This window comes from Paenibacillus paridis, from assembly GCF_006345825.1.
Classification (GTDB): domain Bacteria; phylum Bacillota; class Bacilli; order Paenibacillales; family Paenibacillaceae; genus Pristimantibacillus; species Pristimantibacillus paridis.
Genome location: NZ_VCIX01000092.1, coordinates 2,310,258 through 2,335,344 on the forward strand (window position 1 = coordinate 2,310,258; position 25,087 = coordinate 2,335,344).

The 25,087-nt window shown below is 44.5% G+C and carries 18 protein-coding genes and 1 pseudogene; 7 read left to right on the top strand and 12 right to left on the bottom strand.

What is annotated here, in order from left to right; all coding sequences use genetic code 11:
• Nucleotides 1-311: 311 nt before the first annotated feature.
• On the top strand, nt 312-680 hold the full coding sequence (locus FJQ58_RS32035) for a winged helix-turn-helix transcriptional regulator (RefSeq protein ID WP_139999921.1): 369 nt from the start codon (nt 312-314) through the stop codon (nt 678-680).
• Between the two features lie 52 nt (nt 681-732).
• Here FJQ58_RS32035 and FJQ58_RS32040 read toward each other — a convergent pair whose 3' ends face one another.
• The 9 genes from FJQ58_RS32040 to FJQ58_RS32095 form a co-directional block, all read right to left on the bottom strand.
• Complete coding sequence (locus tag FJQ58_RS32040; protein WP_139999923.1) at nt 733-2,154, bottom strand: glycoside hydrolase family 32 protein; 1,422 nt, start codon at nt 2,152-2,154, stop codon at nt 733-735.
• A gap of 13 nt (nt 2,155-2,167) precedes the next feature.
• Nucleotides 2,168-7,783: an S-layer homology domain-containing protein gene (locus FJQ58_RS33120; protein WP_238404419.1), complete on the bottom strand. Its 5,616-nt coding sequence runs from the start codon at nt 7,781-7,783 to the stop codon at nt 2,168-2,170.
• A 183-nt stretch (nt 7,784-7,966) separates the two neighbouring features.
• Entirely contained in the window at nt 7,967-10,246 is a 2,280-nt protein-coding gene (locus FJQ58_RS32065) for a GH32 C-terminal domain-containing protein (RefSeq protein ID WP_139999925.1), read from the bottom strand.
• Nucleotides 10,243-12,711 (bottom strand): PfkB family carbohydrate kinase, encoded by a 2,469-nt coding sequence (locus tag FJQ58_RS32070; protein WP_139999927.1) that lies wholly within the window; start codon nt 12,709-12,711, stop codon nt 10,243-10,245. Before FJQ58_RS32070 ends, FJQ58_RS32065 begins: the two co-directional genes overlap by 4 nt.
• A 28-nt stretch (nt 12,712-12,739) precedes the next feature.
• Entirely contained in the window at nt 12,740-14,365 is a 1,626-nt protein-coding gene (locus FJQ58_RS32075) for an ABC transporter substrate-binding protein (protein WP_139999929.1), read from the bottom strand.
• Between the two features lie 107 nt (nt 14,366-14,472).
• A complete protein-coding gene (locus tag FJQ58_RS32080) occupies nt 14,473-15,369 on the bottom strand; it encodes a carbohydrate ABC transporter permease (RefSeq protein ID WP_139999931.1) in 897 nt (298 codons plus the stop codon).
• Nucleotides 15,370-15,381: 12 nt separating this feature from the next.
• Nucleotides 15,382-16,299 carry an ABC transporter permease gene (locus FJQ58_RS32085; RefSeq protein ID WP_202915357.1) on the bottom strand — a complete coding sequence of 306 codons (918 nt, stop codon included), beginning with the start codon at nt 16,297-16,299 and terminating at the stop codon, nt 15,382-15,384.
• 268 nt (nt 16,300-16,567) lie between these two features.
• Entirely contained in the window at nt 16,568-17,536 is a 969-nt protein-coding gene (locus tag FJQ58_RS32090) for a LacI family DNA-binding transcriptional regulator (RefSeq protein WP_139999933.1), read from the bottom strand.
• 288 nt (nt 17,537-17,824) lie between these two features.
• A complete protein-coding gene (locus FJQ58_RS32095) occupies nt 17,825-18,724 on the bottom strand; it encodes a LysR family transcriptional regulator (protein WP_139999935.1) in 900 nt (299 codons plus the stop codon).
• Between the two features lie 143 nt (nt 18,725-18,867).
• On the opposite strand from FJQ58_RS32095, the gene FJQ58_RS32100 reads away from it, so the two are divergent.
• Nucleotides 18,868-19,887 (top strand): alpha/beta fold hydrolase, encoded by a 1,020-nt coding sequence (locus FJQ58_RS32100; RefSeq protein ID WP_139999937.1) that lies wholly within the window; start codon nt 18,868-18,870, stop codon nt 19,885-19,887.
• 440 nt (nt 19,888-20,327) lie between these two features.
• On the opposite strand, the gene FJQ58_RS32105 is transcribed toward FJQ58_RS32100, so the two are convergent.
• Both FJQ58_RS32105 and FJQ58_RS32110 read right to left on the bottom strand, forming a co-directional pair.
• Nucleotides 20,328-21,413, bottom strand: a complete 1,086-nt coding sequence (locus tag FJQ58_RS32105; RefSeq protein ID WP_139999939.1) for an L-dopachrome tautomerase-related protein — start codon at nt 21,411-21,413, stop codon at nt 20,328-20,330.
• Between the two features lie 324 nt (nt 21,414-21,737).
• Complete coding sequence (locus FJQ58_RS32110; RefSeq protein WP_139999941.1) at nt 21,738-22,019, bottom strand: hypothetical protein; 282 nt, start codon at nt 22,017-22,019, stop codon at nt 21,738-21,740.
• 179 nt (nt 22,020-22,198) lie between these two features.
• Here FJQ58_RS32110 and FJQ58_RS32115 point away from each other — a divergent pair, with 179 nt between their 5' ends.
• The 5 genes from FJQ58_RS32115 to FJQ58_RS32135 are packed head-to-tail and all read left to right on the top strand — an operon-like array spanning nt 22,199 to nt 24,517.
• A complete protein-coding gene (locus FJQ58_RS32115; protein WP_139999943.1) occupies nt 22,199-22,441 on the top strand; it encodes a spore gernimation protein GerQ in 243 nt (80 codons plus the stop codon).
• Nucleotides 22,442-22,457: 16 nt separating this feature from the next.
• The gene (locus FJQ58_RS32120; protein WP_139999945.1) at nt 22,458-22,844 is read left to right on the top strand and encodes a spore coat protein; all 387 of its coding nucleotides are present in this window, start codon (nt 22,458-22,460) and stop codon (nt 22,842-22,844) included.
• Nucleotides 22,841-23,977: a zinc-dependent alcohol dehydrogenase gene (locus FJQ58_RS32125; RefSeq protein WP_139999947.1), complete on the top strand. Its 1,137-nt coding sequence runs from the start codon at nt 22,841-22,843 to the stop codon at nt 23,975-23,977. Before FJQ58_RS32120 ends, FJQ58_RS32125 begins: the two co-directional genes overlap by 4 nt.
• A gap of 31 nt (nt 23,978-24,008) precedes the next feature.
• Nucleotides 24,009-24,209: a hypothetical protein gene (locus FJQ58_RS32130; RefSeq protein ID WP_139999949.1), complete on the top strand. Its 201-nt coding sequence runs from the start codon at nt 24,009-24,011 to the stop codon at nt 24,207-24,209.
• An 11-nt stretch (nt 24,210-24,220) separates the two neighbouring features.
• Nucleotides 24,221-24,517: a spore coat protein gene (locus FJQ58_RS32135; protein ID WP_139999951.1), complete on the top strand. Its 297-nt coding sequence runs from the start codon at nt 24,221-24,223 to the stop codon at nt 24,515-24,517.
• Nucleotides 24,518-24,729: 212 nt separating this feature from the next.
• On the opposite strand, the pseudogene FJQ58_RS32140 reads toward FJQ58_RS32135, so the two are convergent.
• A pseudogene (locus FJQ58_RS32140) lies at nt 24,730-25,087 on the bottom strand (ABC transporter substrate-binding protein); the annotation flags it as partial.

A 25,087-nucleotide genomic window follows, 5' to 3' on the forward strand; every position in this document is an offset into this window, starting at 1 on the left:
TTTATTAATTCATCAATTGCTTGATACTCTTAGGAAAAGTCGCTTCTGCCTGTATTTTGCGCTCGTATAGGTCATACCATGCTGCAGCCACTGAAAGTTGAAGTCTATTTACTTTATTCCCTTATCAGTACCCCCTTTCTGTGTTATATTTATTTAGCTTACTAAATATAAATCCTAATTTTTATTTAGCTTGCTAACTGTTTGCTTTTGTTCGATGACATAATCATAAAGTCATTATGTTCATTTGCAAAGAGGGCAATATAGATGAACATAGTACAACTTTTTGTACCTTAAGAATAGGAGTGATATCAATGAGGGTTTGTAATGAAGGATTTGATAAAGAATTTATCGATGATATGAAGGATATGTACGCGATTGCCTTTACCCAAAATGTTCTTTCAGGACGTTGGAAATATTTCATATTATGGTTTCTAAAAGGAGAAACACGACGTTATACAGATATAAAAAAATTTCTTGGTGGTTTATCACAAGGCTCGCTCACAAATCAGCTTAAAGAGTTGGTGAACGATGGGGTTATTAAACGTGAAGTCTATCCGGAAGTTCCTCCGCGGGTAGAGTATTCGTTAACGCACAAAGGTATCAAATTACTGCCGATTCTTGAGAAGATGGAAGACTTCGGTAAAGAATACGGTGAAAAACCCGAATCCGATAAAGGTTAGAACAAGAAAGATCGTCCCATAAGCAAGTTTCCCTGCAAATGGGACAGCTCTCTTATAAAGTTTCGATCTTGAACCGGCCAAACTTCACTGTTCCCTGACTGACGAACAAGGCAAGCTTTCCATGCTGAATATCATACATTCTGGCACTCAGCGCCACTTCCCCGCCAACGTAAATTTCGCAAATCGTACCGTCGATAAACACCTTAAGCTCATATTCCCGTTCTGGCTGCAGCTTAATTGGACGTTCCAGCTCCACCTCATAAGGAAAGGTTTTTCCCCCTTCTTCTGATTGCATAATCGGCCCACGAAAAGTGATCCGGTTACGCTGGGGTTCCAGCGTGATGTAGTAGGCAAAATCCAGATTCTCCCCTGCCCGCAGCATAAAACCAAGACCCTGGGTTGTCCCAGAGAATTGAACGGTTGCAGAAACCTTGCATAGTTCAGGCAACTCCTCCTGCGAGATACAGCCGGCAAATGCATAAGGAGATTCACAGAGGAGAAGATTATCCGAAATCGACCAGTCTCCAACGATTCCCCCAAAACTTGTAGGTACCTGTTCACCAAAGATAGAGTCAACCGTTTCGGGAACTTTCACACCGAGCGTTCCATCCGGACGTTGACTAATTTCATGTACAACCAGATTACCTCCCCAATCCCAGGTATCGTAATCTTTGCCTGAAGCTTTCTGCGGGTTCCAGCCGAATAAATCGTCATTTTTCGTCGGATTCCAGCCGAACAAATAACGTTTTTGTCCATCGGATACCGACTTGGCAGCATAATAGGCACGTCCGTCAAAAGCTTCTTCTTGCGGAGTAATCCACGGCCCGTTCAAAGATCGACTCATCCTGTAAAAGGTGCCGAAACGCCCCGTATATGACGAATAGATCAAATACCACCAGTCTCCCATCCGGAACAAGTCCGGGCACTCGTGCGCTCCTACATGCAAGTTCGGTGCATACAGCGGTTCCCGATATTCCCATTGCTTTAGATCCTTGGACGACAGCAGACCGGTACAGCCTTTGCGGTTCGTTGCCCCCTTCTTCAGGGCTGCAATCAGCATCCAGTATTGCCCTTCTTCCTCATTCCAGAACACAAAGGGATCACGCCAGTCAGCTAGTTCATAGATTTCCCCATCTGGACCAAAAGTATCTTCGGGGACCGGCTCCCATGTTTTCATATCTTTGCTGATGGCATGGCAGGCGAACTGTTTTCCTTCGGGAAAGATGCAATAAAACATATGATAGACATCGTCTACTTTCAGAATATGTCCGGTCCCGCCTTCGATCTTGCAAGCCCCGTCTTCCCTGTAATTCACGAAATCCTTTGTTCTAAGTAAATGCCAGCCGTGGTCAAGTCCCTCGCGGTGATTATCTCTCCAACCATGCAGATAGAATAGCTTAAACTCTCCATCTTCGTAATAAGGAATAACATCCCCTACCCACGCATTATTCGGCCGATAGAAAAATTCTCTCATGCTGTTTCTCCTTTCAGTTATTTCCGATACTATCAATCAATCGCGAAAGGATTTGCGCACTTTCTGCGCGGTTCACTTTATCGTGTGGCATAAATAATTCGTTACCGCGGCCGCTGATTAGTCCAAGCTCCTTCACAGCTGAGACCGCATCCTTTGCCCAGCTGCTAACTTGGCTGGCATCTTTGAAACTGTTCATTCCATTTGTGGTAGCGTTCCATCCTGTATGGAATTCATAAGCTTTGAGAATCATAACCGCCATCTCCTCACGGCTTAAGGTATCCTCCGGCGCAAATGTATCCACGCTTCTTCCGGATACTATTCCGGCTTCTGATACTGCAGCAATCGACGAAGCGTACCACTTAGTTGGAACAACATCCTTGAACGAGATTGGCTTCGAGGATTCCAACCGGAGAGTCCGGCCGATTAACGAAGCGAATTCAGCTCTGGTCACGAATTGTTTCGGTGCAAATGACGTTTCACTTACACCAAAAACAATTTGTTTAGCGGCCATCTTTTTTATTACATCATAGGCCCAATACGACGCCTGAATATCATCAAACGATTTGTCATAGTTGAAGACGCCATACATACTGAAATGGCTTACTTCCGCAATCAGCTTACCGTTTACACTCGCACCGCCGACATATTCCATGCTACCGTCTTCAGCGATAAAATAAATGCCTCTCTGTGTCTGATGAGAAGTCTCATTTTCACTCAGCCTAATGGTGACCGGCTTAGAAAATTTTTTAAGCTGCAGAACTGTTCCATCGGCTTTTATAATAGATAATTTGAAATTATAGACATCTCCTAAAGCAGATATTTCTGCTTTATTCTGGTTTTTGGTACGATCAAGAAGTTCTTTGAGCTGATCAGCAGATAATGAGTCCATTTCATATGAGATTTGCGCATGTTCAAGTTCGTCTTTTGTAACCAGCTCCTGCAAATCTGTTAATACTTCTACGGGAACTTCAATTTCGGTCCCACTATTTTTAATCTTCAAAGCGTTCTTGCCGTCATTTCCCGCTGTTTTAACCGGGAACAGCACCTGCCGTTCTCCTTTAGCCATTTCAAATGACAAACTGCTCTGATTATTCGGGTTGCTTGCAGTCACCACAGAGTTGTTTGGCGGGCTGGTAGGACCGGCTTCGTTGATTGGATCGATCACCTTAACCGGTACATTGAAGTCATCAACATTAATGTGCCCAAAGCCGCCGGTTGATTGGTCAACCACCTTCAGGTAAAGCTCCTCGCCGATATATGGCGACGCATCCCAAATCTTACGCTGATACTCCTCATAATTCGTGGCAGTCTCTTTAAACAGCTCTTTGCCGTCCGATGCCCGCACCAGCGCCACATATAGCTTGGCGATATCACGCCCACCGCTTATCAGGAAGTTAATCTTGCCGTTACCGCCAAGGACGAAATTTTGTGATTTCAACGTTCCCGTCAAACTATCACCGCCCGCCCCCTCGTTAAAGCCCCACAAATGATAGCCGCCAGGAATTTTATGTGACGGATTGAAGTAGATCGTCTCCCAGAAAAACTGGGTATCCGTCACATGAGCATCCTGGAAAGCGTCTCCTTCTGTAATCCAGCCTGTTAAATCACCTGTAGCAAAGTCATGGTTAGTCAAATCCGTAATATCGGTGAACACGGAGTTGTCCCAGTTATCAGGTACATAGACCGGAGCAGCCGGTTCACCTGTCAATGCATTCATCTCCCATACTTCCATCGACTTGACCGTAATATCGTTGTCTCCCCAGACCTGCAAGCCCAATGAGTCGTATCTGCCTACGTAAACGCGGGTTGTCAGTTTTTTCTTGTTATTGGCAAATGCTTCGACAACCGATCGGTCGAGAAAAATATGCAGTTTCAGGTTCTCTCCGTCCAGATCCACATATCCGCCTTGAATGCCATCCACACGAACATCCGGATCAATACTGCTCTTAGTCCGGTCCACATTGAAGGTACCATCCGTCTTGTCATAATATATCAGCGTTTCTTCCTGCCCGTTATCAGAGCGCCGCACCTTAAGACCGAATTTCTCGGCTTCGCCCGGGTCAATTTCCATCATAATCTCCAGCATGTCGCCTTTGACATTGTGGATCAATTGATTGGCAGTCTGTAAATTTTTTTCTGAAAAATTTACCAATTTTTCTCCTCGCAGACTCTGCAATTCTTGAATCGGCTCAATGCGCAATTCATCATGCTCATCCAGGCTTAATGAAACCGGAAGTGCTAGATTATGAGCCCATCCGGCCTGATATTCAGCTTGAGGCGTTCTTACATTCTGCACCATCGAATATATGACCGTTCTTCCGTCAGGGGTGACCATACCACTCTCTGCGGTTAAATAACCATCACCCACATCTAATTTAGATGGTTCCTCCTGATCAGGTATAAATTTAAAATTGTACCGGTCCCAGGTTCCAATCCAGTAAAAAACCTCAACATCTCTTTGCACATCATTCGCTGGTGGAACTTGCTCCGGCTTTTCATGTGGATTAATCATGAAGATATACTTTTGATTGCCCATGCTATCTTCACCTATCGGTAGTAATACGGGCAGTTCCCATACCGTACCAAGCTCCGGGTACAGGCTTCTGTCACTAACGTATAATGGTCCCTTATACTCCCAGTTGTACATATCATCGGAAACGTATACCAATGCTGTTCCGCTATTGAAGTCTTGAAGACCCGATGTTACTAGTTGATACCACTTGTCTGTTTCATTGTCATACCATACAAACGGGTCCCTGAATTCGTTATGAATACCGTTTCCATTTTGCTCTGTAACCGGTTCAGGATATTTAGTCCATTTCTCTAAATTAGGGTCCGACAAATCGGCTGGAGTCGCAAGCCCTGTTCTTTGGTTCGGCGACATAGAGTCATTGCCAGCAGTGTAGAACAAAACAGGATTGCCGTCGCGGTCATACGCTGCGCTGCCTGACCATGCACCATCTGGATCAAGGTTACCTGATTCAGGCGCAAGTGCAGGTCTTACATTTTCCCAATGCACCATATCGTCGCTTACCCAATGCCCCCAGTGGATTTGATGCCAGTAAGGTCCTTGAGGGTTATGCTGGTAAAACAAATGGTATTTGCCGTTAAAATAAATCGGGGCATGCGCTTCATTCATCCAGTTTTGAGGAGGCATCGCATGGTACTGCGGACGGTGCTGATCACCATCGAACACAGCAGGGTCCTCATCAATATCTTCATTTGGTATTTCTGGAATCACACCGCTATGAAGAGCCTTTACATTCTCATATTCAGCAAGAATTTCCTGACCAGTCAGAGCTTTATTTTGCAGCTTCACTTCATCGATGAGTCCGGAAAACATATTGAAAGAAAACAAGCCTGCCAACTCTACCGGTTTATTATTTTTTCCGATAATCAAGTTTTCGGTAGATGGTGTAATGGGAATATTGACAGGTGTTGACTGGGAAGCTACTTCCTGGCCGTTTAGGTATAACTTAATCATTCCATCCTTTTTATCGAACGTTGCAGCCACATAATTCCATTTGTATTTCTCGAGTGGATGATCATTGACCCATACCTGAATCCACTGACCGCCAATCCCGACCTGCATCGACCATTTGCCATGCCTGTACATGCCAAGTGCGAACCCTTCTGCCTTATCCTGATCGGACTGGCTCACGATTCCAGAAAGCTTGTTTCCATCCCCCCATTCATAGCTGCGCGGTGCGACCCAAGCTTCAAGCGTTAACGCGTCACTGACGGGAACAGAATTCTTTGCATGGACCTCGATTTCATTTGAGTATCCATCGAACAGCAAGGCACCGCCTTTTACTCCGCGCGGAGTCCATCTCGGATCCTTCGAGGCCATGTATCTAGCGTTATTAAATACATAGTTCACATCGTGTTCAAGATTGCTTAATTCCTCAAGCGCCTTTTTTCCGGCACCTTCATCAAGACTCATGTAGAAAATGGTGCCCGTACCCTGCGCTTGAAAAGCGTCAACTGCAATACTGGCTTGATTGGATTGATCGATAACCTTGATATATAGCCTCTTATTGTAGTGCTCTTGCATTTTCCATGAGATTATTTCATTCGCACTGACATCCCCAGTTTTCTCAAGCAACGTGTCAGTGCTTGCATCGTATAGTGCGACATAGGCATTTTCCGGATTGTCAATACCTAAAACAGTGAAGCTAATCGTCCCGGTTCCCTGAAGCGAGAAGGTACCCGAAGTCAAGGAGCCCTGTCCTCCTTCAGAGGACTTGGCATAGAAGCTTCCTTCTTTACCGACCATAGCTTCATCAGTCACCTGAAAAGCATCACCTTCAACGGTCCAGCCTTCAAAATCTCCGGTTTCAAAACTGCGATTCTGGATTTCAGTTGGCATAATGTTATCCGCCATGACCCCATCTTCTGGGACAAGTTCATTGAAGGTGTTGAAGGAGTCCGCAAATACCACTCCCCAATCCGAGAATCCATTATCAACGATCTCCAGATACATATTCTTGCCGATATACTTGGAAAGATCGGCTTTATATTGCTCCATATTCGCGAGTCTCAAGCCCTGTGCTGGATCAGGGAACCCAGACTCGTTAAATTCAGTGTTGCCGTACCTCGCAATCAAGTCTCCCGTATCCGCATCAATAACACTTAAATATACTTGATCTGTATGCTTGCCACCGCCCAGCCTGAAAGTAATCCAGCCTGTTCCTCCCAGCTCGAAGGTGCTGGAGTGAAGCTTACCTGTCGCTGTCTCGTTATACTTCAATCCGTTTAAATGATAATTTCCTTCCTGGTTGTACGGGATTTGTTCAACCCAATAGGTTGTTTCGTCCGACACGCTATTCGGACCAAAAGCTTCGCCTTCAACAACCGTCCAGCCTGTCATATCTCCGGTTTCAAAGCTTGGATTCTGGATTTGATAGCGTTCAAAATCGGGCTTGATATCTGTGGCAGCAATGCCTTCCGATGGCTCAGATTCATGGTACATGAAAAAAGCGTCAGCAAATACCACTCCCCAGTCAGTGGATGCATTATCCACGATTTCCACATACAGCTTCTTGCCAAGATGTTCTGAGAGATCTGCCTTATATTGCTCCATATTGGCAAGGCGCATGCCTTGAGAGGGATTTGGAAAGTTTACGTCTGCAAATGCGCTATTTCCATATCTGGCAATCACTTGACCCGTATTCGCTTCCACAATGTTTACATATATCTTGCTCGTATTTTTTGCACCGCCAAGCTTAAAGCTAATCCATCCGCTGCCCTCTAGCTCAAAGGTGCTGGAGCGGAGTACTCCAGTAGCAGCCTCGTCATACTTCCAGCCGTTTAAATGGTACGCGCCCTCCTGATTATAAGGGATTTGTTCCGCCCACCAGGTGGATTCCATTGATATGCTATTTGTACCAAATGCATTCCCTCTGATAACGGTCCAGCCCGTCATGTCTCCTGTTTCAAAACCAGGATTCACAACTTGATAGACTGCTTCCGTAACAGACAATCCCTTGTTTTCCTTGTGAATAGGGGCATTGCCTGCGTTAGTCACTGAATCAGCGTCTGCCGAAATTACGGGAGCAACAAGCTGGAGAAACATAACCAAAATCACTACTCTGGATATCCAAGGTTTTTTACTCTTCATTTTTCTCATTCAAGAGCCTCCTACATAATTTTTCATTCGTGCAACTTCGACACCTAATTTCGAGTTGCTCTCCTTGTACAAGGATGAGTTGTAAAGAATTATGAAAGGAGAGAACCATTTAAAGCGCTTTCAAACAATTAGATATACATCTACATGTCTGAGCAGAACGGTAAGAAGCGCAAAGCGCTTCTGTTACCAAATGGACTGCATATTCCATATTTCAATAGATTTAATCAGTGGTTCGCCATCTCCCCATATCTCTAAACCAAGAGCATCCATTCGGCTCGGATATACTCGGGTCGTCAGGCTTTTCAAACCGTTCGCATAGGCTTCGACCATGGAACGATCCAAATAGATGTGTAGCTTCAGATTCTCCCCTTGAAGTTCCAGCTTGCCACCTTGAACTCCTCTACACGTTTCACGTGGATCCAATGTCGTTTTTGTTCGGTCTACCAAGAGCTTAGCTTCATTAAAGTCATAATACAGCAGCATTTCTTCTTCTCCATCCGACGTACACCGAACTTTGATTCCAAGTTGTGTAGAATTACAAGGTTCCAGTTCCACTTGAATCTCAAGCATGTCACCTCGAACATTCCTTAGCGATAGATTTGCCTCAGCCAAAGATTTGTCACGAATTGATAACAGTTTAGTACCACGCAGCGACTGTAGTTCCTGAATCGGCTCAATTCCCAACCGCCCGTCATCCCGCAAATACACGCTTAGCGGCAAGCCGCCGTTATGGGCCCAACCCGAATGGTATTCCAGTTCGGACGTACGGTCACCCTGCGCGATCGTGAAGACGATATTTCGGCCTGTCTTCGGATCAACCATACCGCTCGGGCCGGTAAAATGGAAATCACCGACATCTATCAATTGAGGCTCTTCTTGATCCGGTATAAATGATAGATTGTCCTTGTCTAGCTCACCGATCCAATAGAATACCTCGACATCGGCACCTTTTCCCACAGGGCTTACAAGCAGAAGATACTTGTTATCCCCATGCATGCCGATGCCCAATGGAAGAAGTACGGGCAGCTCCCAGATAGGCCCAAGATAGGGGAACTTCTGAATATCCGCTTGAAAGAATGGCCCTTTGTAAGTCCAATTCAGCATATCCTGCGAGGCAAATGCCAGTGCTGCTCCGCCTTCTCCTTCAATCCCCGAACCGACTAAGGCATACCAGCCATCGGCTTCCTTCCACACGAACGGGTCGCGAAAATCTCCAAAGGCTCCCATCCCTTTCTTCTGTACGATGAGCGGCTCTGGATGCTTGATCCAATTAACCAAATTTGAGTCCCCATCCTGCGGGTAAGTGCTCCGGGCAAGCGCCACACTCTGATTCGGTGAAGCACTGTCATTGCCCGCTGTAAAGAACAAGACAGGCAAGCCGTCTGCATCATAAGTCGCGCTTCCCGACCAAATTCCGTCGGGTGCTAAGTGATCTTTTTCAGGGGCCAAGGCCACGGGAAGATCACGCCAATGCACCATATCCTCACTTACCCAATGTCCCCAATGGATATGATAAAAGAACGGTCCCAATGGATTATGCTGATAGAACAAATGATATTGCCCGTCAAAAAAGATCGGCGCATGAGGTTCGTTCATCCAATGAGCAGGTGGACTGACATGATATTGCGGTCTGTGCCGATCCAGCAACAGAGGTGACCGGTCCAGCTTGATCGTGTCATAATCCACATGCGGCTTGACGCCCCCGTGTGCGGAGTCCAGCACAAGCTGATATGAAGCCGCCACTTCTTCCTTGCTAAGGACTGTGTTATAAATCTTGAGCTCATCCATAATTCCGCTGAACATCTGAAGGCTGAACACGCCTGCCAGCATGCTGCTATGATTATTCTTGCCGATGAGCAGTTCCGACCCGACCGCCTCTGCCAACCGTGAACCGAAAGGTAAGCCCGTCGAAGCGATTTCATTACCGTTCAAATACAGCTTGAGTTCACCCCCGTTACCATCAAACACAGCGTTCACATAAGACCATTGATTCTTGGGCAGTTCATAGCCGTCCGGCGACCAAATTTCCTTCCATTCCCCTCCTTCCAGCCCAACCTGAAAGGACCAGGCGCCATGCCGGAACATACCCAGCAGATATCCCTGTTTGTGCTCCATATCATGGCGGTTCACAATGGCAGTCAGTTTGCCTTCATGACCCCAATCATAGAAGCGTGGCGCCACCCATACTCCGATACTTAGTGCCGGAAGCGATACCGGCACTGGATTTTCCACCTCTCTCTGCATGGGATGAGCAATGTATGTTGAGTAACCATCGAAGAGGAGACTGCTTCCCATCACTCCCTGTGTCCACTGCGGATTGCGCGGTTCGGTAAATTTGGCTTGATTAAAAACATATTGAATTTCATTTCGGACTTGGGATACGCTCTCTAGAGCACTTGCTCCGTTTCCTTCATCAAAAGCCCAATGCATCATCAACCCCATGTCGTCCGCTTTACGATTCATGCCTCATTCCTCCCTACAGTCTGTGCTATTGTGTCTCCCGAATTATGAATGGAGCCAAGAGTATGAATCTGAAGTGAATTTAGTATAATCTGACCTGAATTCGTACTGATCTCAACCTTCTCAATTGGAGCGTCAGGAAATATCTGATCTGTCAGCACAACCAGCCCTTGATCCGCGTACACTTCCACCGAATTGCGGTCCAGCCAGATATGAAGCTTGAGTCTTCCATTCGCAGCAGCAATACCGGCACCGTGCTTACATCCAAATTGAGAGTGGAAATCAGTTACGCCTGATTTTGAACGGTCGATGAACAGCCACTGCTCAGTTGGGTCGTATCCGATTATGATTTCGCTCTGAGTAGAAGATTTCAGATGAACTTGTACCTCGCTCCCCGACCGGACATCGATCTCAGCCTCAATCTCTAGCAAATCCATATTTGTCTGCTGCAAAAACGGAACATCCCGCGCAACTGTGACTGCCTGCCAACTCATGGAATCCTTGCGCAGCTGCGCTACTTCCCGGACAGGCATTTGGGTTAGAACTACCCCTTCATCCATGCTGGTTAGCGACAAGGTGCGGGGCAGGGTCATTGCACCTCTCCAGGAACCTGTAGGCGTCTCGTTGGCATACTTCCAATTACTCATCCACCCAATCATTACGCGCCGTCCATCTTGCTCAGGAATATCCGACCAAGTAACTCCCGCATAATTGTCTCTGCCATGATCCAGCCATAAGATATTCTCAGCCGGATTGTCATTTACAAACGTATTTCCATCGAATTCTCCAATAAAATATTGTGTACGCGATCCTTCCGGACAATCAGGATGATCGCCGATACTTATGATAAGCACCCATTTAGATAGTCCCGTCTCATCAACTGGCAATGAAAACAGATCAGGGCATTCCCAAACGCCGTCATGCGAGCCGTCACTACTGCCGAATTCGCCGGTCAGCGACCATTCAAGCAAATTTGTGGATCCATAGAACCTGGCATGGTCTCCTGCCACAATAACCATAACCCACCGCTCACTTTGCGGATGCCAGAATACCTTCGGATCCCGGAAATCTATCAGATCATCCTCTGCTAGGACTGGATTCCCTTTATACTTGTGCCAGGTTTGGCCGTTATCGCGACTGTAAGCCAAGCTTTGCCGCTGGCGAGGCTGACTCGTCACCGGATTGATATCCGCATGGGTAAAGATCGCAACAAGTCCATGGGAATCTTCGAATAATCCGCTACTATTCTTCCAGTCCACTACACAGCATCCGGAAAAAATAGCCCCATGCTCATCCGGAAATAACGCAATAGGTGCGTGCTCCCAGTGAACCAGGTCCTTACTTACAGCATGACCCCAGTGCATCGGCCCCCATTTGTTACTGTAAGGATGATTTTGGTAAAAGAGATGATACCTTCCCTCATAATAAACTAATCCATTCGGATCATTCGCCCAGTTGGAGGGAGGCGAGAAATGAAAGCCTGGTCTGAAACGCTCGGCATTATTCTGATGATCGGACTCTATCTTCTGGTTAATCTCTTCTGTCGTCGGCATAGATCCAAGAGCCCCTTTTCGTGTTGTAACTAACGCTCCTCCAGCATTGGCAAAGGTCAGCATGCTAATCATTTGCTGGTCGGTTAGATCATGCAAAGAACTTTCGTTTTCCAGGATTTTATACAACAAGCAGCCAAGAAAAGCATCGCCTGCTCCTGTCGTGTCGATAACATTGACCTCAAAACCCTGTACATATCCATCCAGGCCACCCATACGGTAATAGCAGCCTTTTTCCGCTAGCGTGACAACAACAAGTTTAATATCAAATTGCTGCGCCAATTCCATTGAACCTTTTTCAACATCGTTAGTACCTGTGATAAAAGAAAGCTCTTCTTCCGATATTTTCAAAATATCGGCATAATTCATGCCCCAATAAATATTTTGTCTAGCTTCCTCCGTGCTCTCCCATAACGAAAACCGGATATTCGGATCGAAAGAGAGCAACACTCCTGATTCCTTGGCTTTGAGAACTGCCGTTCTGGTTGCGCTACGTGCCGGTTCATGTGTCATGGATAATGAGCCATAATGTAAAGCTTTGCAGCTTTCAATCCGGTCCAGCGGGACATCCGTAGGGTCCAAGAATGTATCTGCTCCCGGCTTACGGATGAAGCTGAACGATCTGTCTCCTTTGTCATCCAGATGGACAAAGGCCAGCGTTGTGCTCACTTCATTTGTGAAGGATACTTCAGATACATCGACACCGCTGCTTTGCAGTGTTCGATGCAGCAAGGACCCGAATTGATCCTCCCCGACCTTGCTGATTAATGCTGTTCTGGAACCTAATCGGGATAGTGCAGCAACCACATTAGCCGGAGCCCCTCCCGGATTGCATTCAAACTGCTCGTTCCCTCCGGCTGAACGACCTGCCGGAGTAAAGTCTATCAATACTTCTCCTATGGCGATAACATCAAGCACAGTTTCTCCCCACCTATCATCTATTTATTTATTTTTTCAGATTTGCATGATAACGATCCAGAGCTGTTTGATAGATTTCCATTAATTCTTCTAGGCCCATCTTGTCCAGTGTCTTCAGATAGTTGTCCCATTCCTTATCTGCGCCACCATCCACAATGAATCTTCCTCTTTGAGTATTTACGTACTTAATAAGTTCAGGCTCAATTTTATTGATTTTATCCAGTTCCTCCGGCTCGAAGAAGATACCCGGATAGTTTTCCTTTTCCATATATGGATTGTAGTATTGCTCCAGATCTTCAGCTCGCTGCTGGGCACGAGGTTCCATATCTACAACTTTTCCGAAGTCTTCAAAAGCAATGACGCCAGGTGCGCCCGAACCCGGAGCAACCTTTTGACGGAATTCACCTGCAGATGTTCCCTCAGGAAGCGGCAGATTGACTAATTTCCCGTTTTGGTCCTTCTTGTACACGATATCCAGCGGACCCCAGTGGATTTGAGCAGCCATGTAGGGTTCAAACTGCTGGTCGATCCAGCGCATCGTGATTTCCGGATTGCTGTTCCCTTTAGTAATTACAAAAGATCCGCGACCGGGGCCACCGCCATTGGCGCGTCCAATTGTTTGATCCCCATCCGGTCCTTTCAGCGGAGACAACAGAACATAATCCTTGGCGCGTTCGGTTCCGACAACCTCTTCGACTTCCCACCAGACATAGGATCCGAGCGTTTCATCGGTTGTTTTACCTTTGGCCAGATACTGAGCTGCGTCCTGAGTGAAGGATTCTGGATCAATCAAACCCTGCTTATACCATTTTTCGTGGAAATAATTCAGAGCTTCCTTATATTCAGGCTGTGTCGCGGTGAAAATAACCTTCCCGTCGCGGACGACCCTGTGTTCCAGATTATCCGGAAGTCCAAATGCTCCGAATAGTCCGGCAATATCCATACACCACTGCATATGCATGAAACTTAACGGAATTTCATCCTGCTTCCCATTACCGTTCGGATCCTGCGTTTTAAAAGCCAACAGAGCTTCCGTGTATTCCTCCAGCGTTTGTGGTACCTTCAAGCCGAGCTTATCTAACCAGGCTTTATTTATAACGTGAAAAAAGGGATTTGTTCCAAGGTTATTCTCTTCCCATGAAGGCAACCCGTAAATGTGCCCATCCGGTGCCGTGATCGATGATTTGATATCAGGCCGGCGATCGAGAAGCGCTTTCAAATTAGGAGCGTACTGATCAATTAAATCCTCCAGCGGAATGATGGTCCCATCTTTACCGTAATTGATTAACTCGTAATCAGTGAATCCTGCTGCATAAAAGGCATCCGGCAAATCACCACTTGCGAGCAGCAGATTTTTCTTTTCTGTATAATCGGTGTCAGGAATGTTCTCCCAATTAACTTTCACATTGGTATCCTTTTCCAGACGATTGAAAATTTCCATTTCCGTGAACTCTGGTGCCAATGCTGCTTTCGGGGATACCATTCTTAATGACACTACTTCGTTAACAATCGGAAGACCGGTTTGATTAAAATTCGTTTCCTGATTCTTACTTCCAGCCTGATTATTTGCCCCGTTACCATTTCCTGAGCATCCGCTTACCGCAAAAGCTCCAGCAAGCATTACAATTCCAGCACCCTTGAATAAAGATTTCATTTGTACATTACCTCCCCTTATTTCGTTACGCGAGCGTAAATCTTATATTGCTTTTCCTCAGTATTCATCTGCTCTTGTGCATCCCCCCTTTCAAGATCCTGCAAGTATCAACCTTTGATCGAGCCGATCATTACACCTTTAACAAAATACTTCTGCAGGAAAGGATACAATATGAGCAGCGGCAAACTGGATACCATAATGACACCGTATTTGATCAGTTCTGTAACGCGCATCTTGGCTGCATAGGATTCCACATCGATCATCATGCCGGAGTTGACCTGATTCTGGACAAGGATGTTTCGAAGCACCAGTTGTAGCGGATACTTGCTCTCATCGTTCAGGTAAATTAAAGCATCGAAGAACCCATTCCAGAAGCCAACAACATGATACAACACCATTACCGCTAGGATGGACTTGGACAAGGGTAAGACGATGCTCCAAAAGAATCTAGTGTTGGAACATCCGTCAATAGAGGCTGCTTCCCACATCTCATCCGGGATAGACGACTGGAAAAAAGTTCTTACAATGATGATATTGAATACACCGCCTGCTCCGGGTATGACAAGTGCCCACATTGTATTCAGCAAGTGCAGATCCTTAATCAGCAAATAAGTTGGAATTAAACCGCCGCTAAAGAACATTGTGACCAGCAAAAACCACATAATCGCTGATTTCCCCGCCAGATTTCTACGGGCTAACGGGTAGGCCGCAAACACAGTCACGGTTACTCCAATTAATGTTCCCAGCGTTGCATATAAAATCGAATTGGCATATCCGATCCATATGGAGGAATCACTGAAAATCCGATCATAACCGTCTAGCGTGAAGCCTTTCGGAAACAGCCAAACCTCACCTGAGTAGATATAATTGGGATCACTAAGTGATGCAACCAGCACAAAGTACAACGGATATAATACGAGCAGCATAATGATGGTCAACAGAAAGTAATTGATGATGTCAAACCACGCGTCTCCTCTGCTCTTTCGCTTCAATAATGAATTCAAAAGTATTCCTCCTTACCAGAGACTGGTTTCTGTCATTTTTTTGGCAATCCGGTTTACGGTGAAAATCAGAATAATATTAATTAATGAGTTGAATAGACCAACTGCCGTAGAAAAGCTGTATTGAGCCTTCTGAATCCCCATTTCATATACATAGGTTGGGATAATATTGGAGGTAGCATAATTCAAATCGCTCTGCATAAGGAACGCTTTCTCAAAGCCAATACTCATAATGTTGCCAAGTGCGAGAATCAGCAAAATAACGATCGTCGGCAGAATGCTTGGAATATCCACATACCATACACGCTTCCATTTACTCGCTCCATCCATAATCGCCGCTTCATGTAGTTCTGGATTGACACCGGCAAGAGCAGCAAGGTAGATAATGGTGGCAAATCCTGTTTCCTGCCAGATACCTGATAGTATATACAGAGGACGAAACCAGCCTGCATCGGCCATAAACAGAATTGGATCTCCTCCGAACAAGGTAATGACGTGATTCACAATTCCGCTATTTGGAGACAAAAAAACTTTAAGCATGCCGATTAGCACAACGGTAGATATAAAGTGCGGTGCATAAATCACTGTCTGTACAAATTTCTTGTACGTCTTACCCAGCATCTGATTCAGCATGATCGCGATTATGATTGGAGCCGGGAAACCAAACAACAACGAAAGGAAACTGAGTGAGAGCGTATTCGTGATAATGGTCCAGAAGTTATAAGAATTGAAAAAATCTATAAAGTGCTGGAATCCAACCCACTCACTTCCCCAGACCCCCTGACTTGGTGAGAAATCTTTAAAAGCAATCTGCACCCCATACATTGGATAATACTTAAACACGAGGTAAAGAATAATGATTGGCAATAAAAACAGGTAAAGCTCATAGTCACGTTTGACCCTGCTCCACATGTTATGTTTTGGTTTGATCATAGGATGATCCCCCCTATTGGTTGTTGAATTCACGATTATTCTCCCTTTCAAGTATAAGTAATCATTTTTGAAACGTTTCCAACTTAGATTTAGAGAAACCTGGGTTGGTAGATCTATATCAAGAATCAACTGATTAAGCTGATTTTTTTCAATCTTTTATAAGTGTTAGGCAATAAAAGTGTTTTTGAAACGTTTCCAATTTAGGAGGAAAAACTTCAGTTGAAATTTAATTACACAACATCGCTGAAGTTTTCCAATCCAAATGGAATCATGTAGTTTCACCTTGCTTGAAAATAACGGGGATATGATACACTTGCTTATCTAAAGGTATACCATCGATTTTGTTATAGAGCAGTCTGATTGTCATGCGTGCCATCTCTTCCACCGGCTGCCTGATCGTTGATAAGATAGGATGAAAATAAGGATTATCCTGAATTCCATCATAACCTATGACTTTTACATCTTCTGGAATGCGAATCCCCTTCCTGCGTGCTTTATCTATATAGTTGGCAGCCAGCATATCGGTAATCGCAAAAATACCATCTACATCGCCATGCTCGTTAAGGAACTCGTTAATAAAGGCATTCTCATCCACTATGGGATCTGGCTTCTCGTAGATGATATAATCAATCCCCAAAGCTTCCGCTTCGTGAATGAATCCTTGTCTACGGTTCATGGTTTCGCTAAAAACAGAAGTGACGCTTCCCATAAAAGCCGTCTTCCTTGCTCCCGCTTTCACAAGCTCCCTTAAAGCAAGACGTCCTCCCTCATAATTATCTGAAGTCACACAGGTAATACTCTTGTTAAAGTGTCTGTCGATGCTTACAATCGGAATGTCGTTGCTCACATTATTCTCAATATCGTTGTAAGTTATGCCAACAATACCAGCCACTTTATTCTGCCGAAGCATATCCAGATAATACAGCTCCTTCTCAGGTTTGCCGCCGCTATTGCATAACATAAGCTTAAAGCCCTCTCGGTCCAATTCATCCTCAATGTAATAAGCCAACTCAGAAAAGAATGGATTCCAAATGCTTGGAAGTAGCAGAGCTACCATCTTAGATTTCTGCATCTTGAAATTCCGTGCTACTTCATTTGGGAAATAATTCAGTTCTTGAATGGCTTCCTCTACTTTTTTGCGTGTCTTGGGTTTTACAGCGCCAGAGCTGTTAATGACTCTGGATACTGTTCCTACAGCAACGCCGGCTAAGTTAGCTACATCTTTAATACTTGTCATTTTATACCCCCAAACTCTCTAGCAAATCTATAATAGCACCAAAGTGGAAACGTTTCAATAATAATTTTGGAAACGTTTCAAATTTGATTAATTTATTTTTTATCTGAAAATAATAGGAGTGATTTTAAATTCTGTATTACGCAACCAGATCATCATGTCTGCATATATCCCCCAATCAATACAAACATAAATATGTCGTTCTGGCTTTAGTACTCAGTAGTCCATATAGAACAGGTCAGCAATTTCCCCCTAGGAATGCGCTGACCTGTACAGATTAGATTAAACGGTTTAATTTTTCTCTTGTAAAGCAAGAACTTCCCTTGCTGCTTCTATGAAAGATAATATGATTGGTGAAAGCCACTTGTCTTTATGCCACAACATTTGTGTATACACGTGCAAGTCCGGAATTTGCCATAGAAGGGCAACAAGTTCTCCGCGTTCAACTTCGGCTTCCGCTACAATTTCAGGAAGAAAAGCAATACCGATTCCCGAAATTGCACATTGTTTAATGGCCTCGGCACTTTGAAACTCTAAATATGTAATGCTATCAATGCCCTCTTTCTCAAATGACCGGTCAAACATAGTACGATAGGGACAACCCTTTTCATTCGTTAAGAACACTTCCCCATGAAAATCTTCCAGCTGTAACAAAGTTCGTTTTGCGAGCGGGTGGTCTGGAGCTGCGAACAATCGGAAAGTTTCTTTCAGCAACGGGTCCACGGTAAGTCCACTTGAGCGAATAGGTTCATCTAACATATAGACGACATCTGCGGTTCCATCAAAGAGTGTTTGCTTGAGCTCTTGATTAGGAACGGAGCGGAAGATCAGACGAACTCCCGGATGCTGCGAACGAAACCGTTGAAAGACAGCTGGAAGCCGATAGGCGCAAATTACCTCGTTGGCACTTATCGTTAGGGTACCGCTTAGAATTTCATTGTCATGAACGTCGCTGCGAGCTTCGTCCAATTTGTTAAGAACACCTTGGATATGAGTTAAAAAGCGTTTACCCGCAGTTGTGATTACGAGCTGTTTGCCCAAGCGATCAAAGAGACGAACTCCAAGCTCATCCTCCAATGCTTTGATTTGCATCGTGACGTTGGAAGGGACGTAGTTCAGCACTTCCGCAGCCCGAGTGAAATTTAATGTTGATGCAACCGTGCGGAACGTCTTCAGTTGGCGCAACTCCATTATACGATCTCCCTTATACTTTCAATATTATTGAACACTACATTGAATTCCATTCACTTTTATTGAGAGTACCATAGGTCTATACTAAGCACAAGAAATCACATACAGAACGTGTGGTTTCATTGGAAGGGAGCGATTATACGATGGATTATGAAATTTTTAATTTGGGTGATGTAACTTTGCAATCAGGAGTGACGATGCCAAACGCTTTTCTTGCTTATAAAACATATGGAAAATTAAATGAACAGAAAGATAATGTCATTATCTATCCAACTGCTTTTGGTGACCAGCATATTCAGAATGAATGGCTGATTGGCAGCGAGATGGCACTGGATCCGCAGAACTATTTTATTATCGTTCCAAATCTGCTGGGCAACGGACTATCTTCGTCCCCCAGTAACACGCCTCCACCATTCGATCGGGCTCATTTTCCGCAGGTAACTATCTATGATAACGTTAGATTACAGCATCGGCTGGTGACCGAAAAATTCGGAATTCAAAAGATTGCTCTCGTAGTTGGGTGGTCCATGGGAGGCATTCAAGCATTTCAATGGGGTGCAAGTTATCCAGAGATGGTGGAACGAATTGCACCTTTCTCGGGAATTGCCAAGCCTTGGCCCCATACATTTGTGGTCCTAGAAGGTTTGAAAGCTTCGCTGCTGGCTGCAGTAGGCTTCGATTCAACTAAACTAAACCAGTTGACTTCTGCAAACTTGCGCGCCGTTGGCCGGGTATATGCGGGCTGGGGATTATCGCATGCGTTTTATAGAGAGGAGCTTTATCTCAAGCTGGAATTTGACTCCATGGAAGATTTTATGGCTGGGGTCTGGGAAAATAGCTTTATGAAGATGGATCCGCATAATGTCTTGGCCATGTTATGGACAGGCCAACATGCAGATATTAGTGCAAACCCCTCCTATAACGGAGATTTCGATAAGGCGCTTATGAGTATTAAAGCTCTAGCCTACATTATGCCGGGGAGCACGGATCTCTTCTGCACTGCGGAGGATAATGAATACGAAGCAAAGCTTATACCTAATTCTTTTTATATCCCAATCCAGTCGGTCTGGGGCCATTTTGCCGGTCGCGGAATCAACAGTACCGATAATCAATTTATTGATAATAACCTAAAACACTTGTTGGCACTTAGCACAAACAGATAGATCGTCATTTGCATTAGATGTTCTGTCAGACTAAGCAAGATTCGCAATCCTCTGTTCAGTTAATTCTCTCATGTATCAATAACTTAACCGATCGTATTTGAGGTCACCAGAACTTACTGGAGCTAATGCATGATCTTCTAATTGCACATCCGACACCAGAATTTCGCTCAAATCACGAATTGATACTCCCATCTGACATATAATCCAGTTATCGTTGTTTTGTCATTAAAAAAGTGCGTTGCTGCTGGAATCCAAAGAAACATAGAGCTCGATGAAACCATCAATACCTTTACCATAGATGAAACCGACTACGAATACACCAAGCGGTACAATGTTGCCCTACCAGCGACTGCAAAGGACGATCAAATAAAGTCCTAATCAGTCGCTGATTTATTCAACTAAAGTATCCCATTAGTAAAATTAACTTTTATTAGTAAATATCAAAAGGTAGGAGCAGGTGATTCATCAATTTTAATACGAAGTAAACTATAAGGTTTTTGTCGCAAGTCTTTTCCATAATGAAATCTTGCCTGCCGATGTAGTTGGTTCACAATAACATATAAGTATTGATCTGGACCAATAGAAAAAGTATCTGGCCATAAGATTCTCGGATCATGTGCGATGGTCTCCATTATTCCATTCGGCCATATCTTTCGAATACTATCGTTTTCATAGTCTCCAGCGTAAACGTTTCCTTTTGCATCGGTTATCATTCCATCGGACGCACCTTTTTCTCCCCAATACTTCACATGATAACTTAATTTGAAATCCGGTATCGTTCTGTCTCTTAGGGCTTCTGCCGAGATCGAGTATAGTTGACGACTGGTTAGCGGACAAAAAAATATAATTTTACCATCAGGAGAAATCGCTAGACCATCAGAGGCCATCCGAAAGGGAGACGTCAAACCATCTGCGTTTCGATTCATCAAAACTTCACCTTCCACTTTAGGTAAAAAATACGGATCGGGTGAAGTTGAATTTGCTCCATTTAACCGTCTTAACGCACTTCCATTTTCTAAATTCAAGACTATAATTGCGCCTGGACCTTTTGAAGAAGAATCCGTTATATAGGCGTAACCTGATGTACCAACACGAAAATCAAATCGGACGTCATTCAGATACGTGGTTGGCAAGACAGCATCTTCATCAAACGAATATACATTTCTTATTGTATTTGTTTTTAAATCTACGGCTACTAATTTTGCCCCTCCTTTAATCGGCTCAGAAAAATTTGGTGCCGCCGTATCCAATACCCACAGGGTTCCTCTTCCGTCAGCAATTACACTTTGGACACTGATGAAGGACTCAGTAATATTCAAAGGGTTTATCAAATTCGTTTCTAAATTAGGATAAGGCTGCAATTGGCCCTCGACAATTTCCGCTACTGTAAATCTTACGTCATCTCCCCATTTCGGGAAGCAAATGAAGATACGTCCGGTTTCTGATACGCTAACGCCTGTAGGCATTGCCCCATAAAATGTATAAACGAGTTCTAACTTACCGAAATATTTTTCAATAGGTAACATAGGTTTTTGATATCCTCCCCGACACACTGGATATTACCTATATATGTGTAAAAATTTTTCTAATGACTGGCGCTTAACTTTTTCTAACCGAAACGCAGCTTCAATTATTTTTTTTCGTTTTTTTAATTTATAGCTACCGACTCTAAATTTTGAAATGTTCACAACATCGGAAAAACAAAAAGCTTCGGCACAAACCGAAGCCTTCTGAGGTTAATCTTCGTTAGTTTGCTCCTACGAATGTCACGTTAACGCTTAATCAACCTGACTTTACTTGTAGCGTAAAGAAGATGAATTTTTGCAAAGCCCATCAGCGCCAAGACTGTTCTATTGCTGGTCCGGCAGACGTAATGCGTTTGCTGAGGTTTGCGCTTGATCTAAAAATTCTTCAGCTTGGGTCAATTGCTGCCGAGCCGTCTCCAAAGCTTGTGATTTTTTTGCTGCATTATATTCACTCATGGAGCTTATCGCTTGATTTAAAGCGGATTGCGCCTCAGAAACCGCGGTAGATGCATGCTGCTCCAGTGTATTGCCGCTGGAGTGAAGTGTACCTTCTGCCGGTTTTCTTGCATTTTCAGTAGCTAAATCAATTTTGTCATCATTGGGCAAAGCGATTCCTCCTCCCTTGAGCAATAATCATTCATTTAAACAAAAATAAGTATGCGGTTGAGCTTTTGTTTATATTCATGCGATATGCGATTACATGGGAGTATCCCGTTCCCACAGTATAAGATTCCATGCGTAGGAGAATTCTAACGTTGATAAAAAAGGGGGGTGGGAATTTTTTTATGAATACGCAAACGCTAGCGCCGCACGAATCGTTGGAACTGCATGAAGCGTTAAACTTTAAAACTCTTTGCCTCGCTAAGTCAAAACTGATGCAAGGCTTAGTATTTGATCAAGAACTAAAAGCACTGATGCAGAAAGACGTCATTCAATCCACACAACACATCGCCGAGTTGCAAGCCATTTACGCAAGAGCACCTTTCCAAGCGCCTATTCCGAATAGCCCGACACCTATAACACATTGAGGGGAACGTAAAGCAAATGAATACCGATTATTTAGACCCCATTAACGCATTAAATATGCCTGAAATGGCAGATATGACATTTGCAATGGACTTCCTTCTTCGAGCCAAGGAAGGTGTGCGAAATCTGTCCATCGCTCTGACCGAAGCGGCTTCTCCGGATGTAAGAACGCTGTTGCGCAAACATCTGAATCAAGGGATCGCTATGCATCAAGAAATCACGGAGCTTATGATTCGCAAAAAATGGTTCCATCCTTACGAGCTGAATGAACAGTACCAACTTGACCAGCTTTCGGCGAAAAATACGGTGATGATCGGGAAGATGAATTTGTTTCCGGGTGATACGTCGCGTAAAGGGATGTTTGATCGGACCCCAGATGAACATATCGGAGGACATAAAGCATGAAGGCGGTAACGTATCAAGGAATTAAAAATGTGGTTGTCAAAGAGGTTCCGGATCCGAAGATTGAGAAGCCGGACGATATGATCATAAAGATCACCAGTACCGCTATTTGCGGTTCCGACCTTCATCTTATTCATGGGATGATCCCTAACCTTCAGGAGAACTATGTCATCGGGCATGAACCGATGGGAATCGTAGAAGAGGTTGGCCCTGGTGTGACAAAAGTAAAGAAAGGCGACCGTGTGATCATCCCGTTTAACATCGCATGCGGAGAATGCTTTTTTTGCAAAAATCAGCTAGAAAGCCAATGTGACAATTCAAACGAACACGGGGATATGGGCGCATACTTCGGCTACTCCGGAACGACTGGCGGATATCCTGGCGGGCAAGCCGAGTATTTACGAGTCCCGTTCGCAAATTTTACCCACTTCAAGATTCCCGAAAACTGCGAACAACCGGATGAAAAGTTAAGTTTAATTGCGGATGCGATGACGACGGCTTTCTGGAGCGTAGATAACGCAGGTGTCAAAAATGGAGATACGGTCATCGTGCTCGGATGTGGTCCGGTCGGACTTCTGGCTCAGAAATTCTGCTGGCTGAAAGGAGCAAAGCGGGTCATAGCTGTCGACTATGTCGACTATCGCTTACAGCATGCGAAGCGAACGAACAAGGTGGAAATCGTAAACTTCGAACAGGATCAGAATATCGGTAATAATCTCAAAGAAATGACCAAAGGCGGCGCCGATGTCGTGATTGATGCGGTAGGAATGGACGGCAAGATGAGCGATCTCGAATTTCTAGCCAGCGGTCTGAAACTGCAAGGTGGAACCATGAGCGCATTTATCATTGCGTCTCAGGCTGTCCGCAAAGGCGGTACCATCCAAGTCACTGGGGTATACGGCGGACGCTATAACGGATTTCCGCTCGGCGACATCATGCAGCGCAACGTGAATATCCGTTCCGGACAAGCTCCGGTCATTCACTACATGCCGTATATGTACGAGTTGGTTACGTCGGGTAAAGTGGACCCTGGAGATATTGTTACGCACGTCATCCCGCTCACGGAAGCCAAGCGCGGCTATGAATTGTTTGATACGAAAACGGATGATTGCATCAAAGTCATCTTAAAGCCTTAAATATGTATTGATACCCAGGAGGACAATCCGAATGAATTCCAATTACGCTTTGCATGAGATGCTGGAGGTTCATGAAATAGCTGCGTTTAAGACGGTTTGCGTAACTAAATCAAAAACCATGCAAACTCTGGTAACCGACGCGGAACTCATGCTAATTTTGCAGCAAGATGTGCAATTATCTCAGCAGCAGCTTCACGAGCTCGGTGGAGTGCTGTCTAAAATGACCCAATAGGAGATAAAAACATGAACACAATATTAGAACACATGACAGGGCTTCAAACGCTGACCGATGACGTGATCGCAATGGATTTTTTGATGAACGCCAAGAGCAGTGTCAGAAATTACGCCATGGCCGTAACCGAATGTACCACCCCCGAAATCAAGAAAATTTTAATGAAGCAGCTCGACGAAGCCATAGATTCCCATGAAAAGATATCAATTTACATGATGCAGAGAGGCCTATACCATCCCTACCATATTCCAGTGCAAATTCAAATCGATCTGAAAAACATTCAGACCGCTATGAACATTCCGACCTGACACCATACTACTTCTCCCAAAACGCGCTAAACCACATATGGCGCGTTTTGGATTTTATCCGGAGACTTCAAAACATAATATTACTTGTTCTAATGGTTTGAAGTTAAATGCTTTTTCAAAAAAAAGAAGCGTCTTTGAGTACAAAGAGCTTCTGCTTAATAATTTTAGATTCATCAAATTACTCATTCAGTAGGTATCTCTCTCTGTTTGAACTAACCCTTTACTTTCTCATACCATTCTCTTGCCCTTTTCGTCACTTCTTCACCGCCCGATTTGTTCCACTTCTCAACGAATTCGTCAAATTTGTCGATCGGGAATTGTCCCAAAATAATTTTGGAAGCATATTCCACGAATAAAGTGCGGTTATTAATATCTGGGAATCCTTCATAGATGCTTGCCGGCAAACCGTCGCCTGCTATGACCTTTGCGTACTTCTGCGCTTCATCCATATTATTAGTCAATTGATCGATTGCCCACTTGCTGTCATCCGATGCGGTATCATTATAGAGCTCTTTTGTGAATTCCAATGTTGCAGAGCTCGAATACGGATTTAGCACTTGATTCTCCATT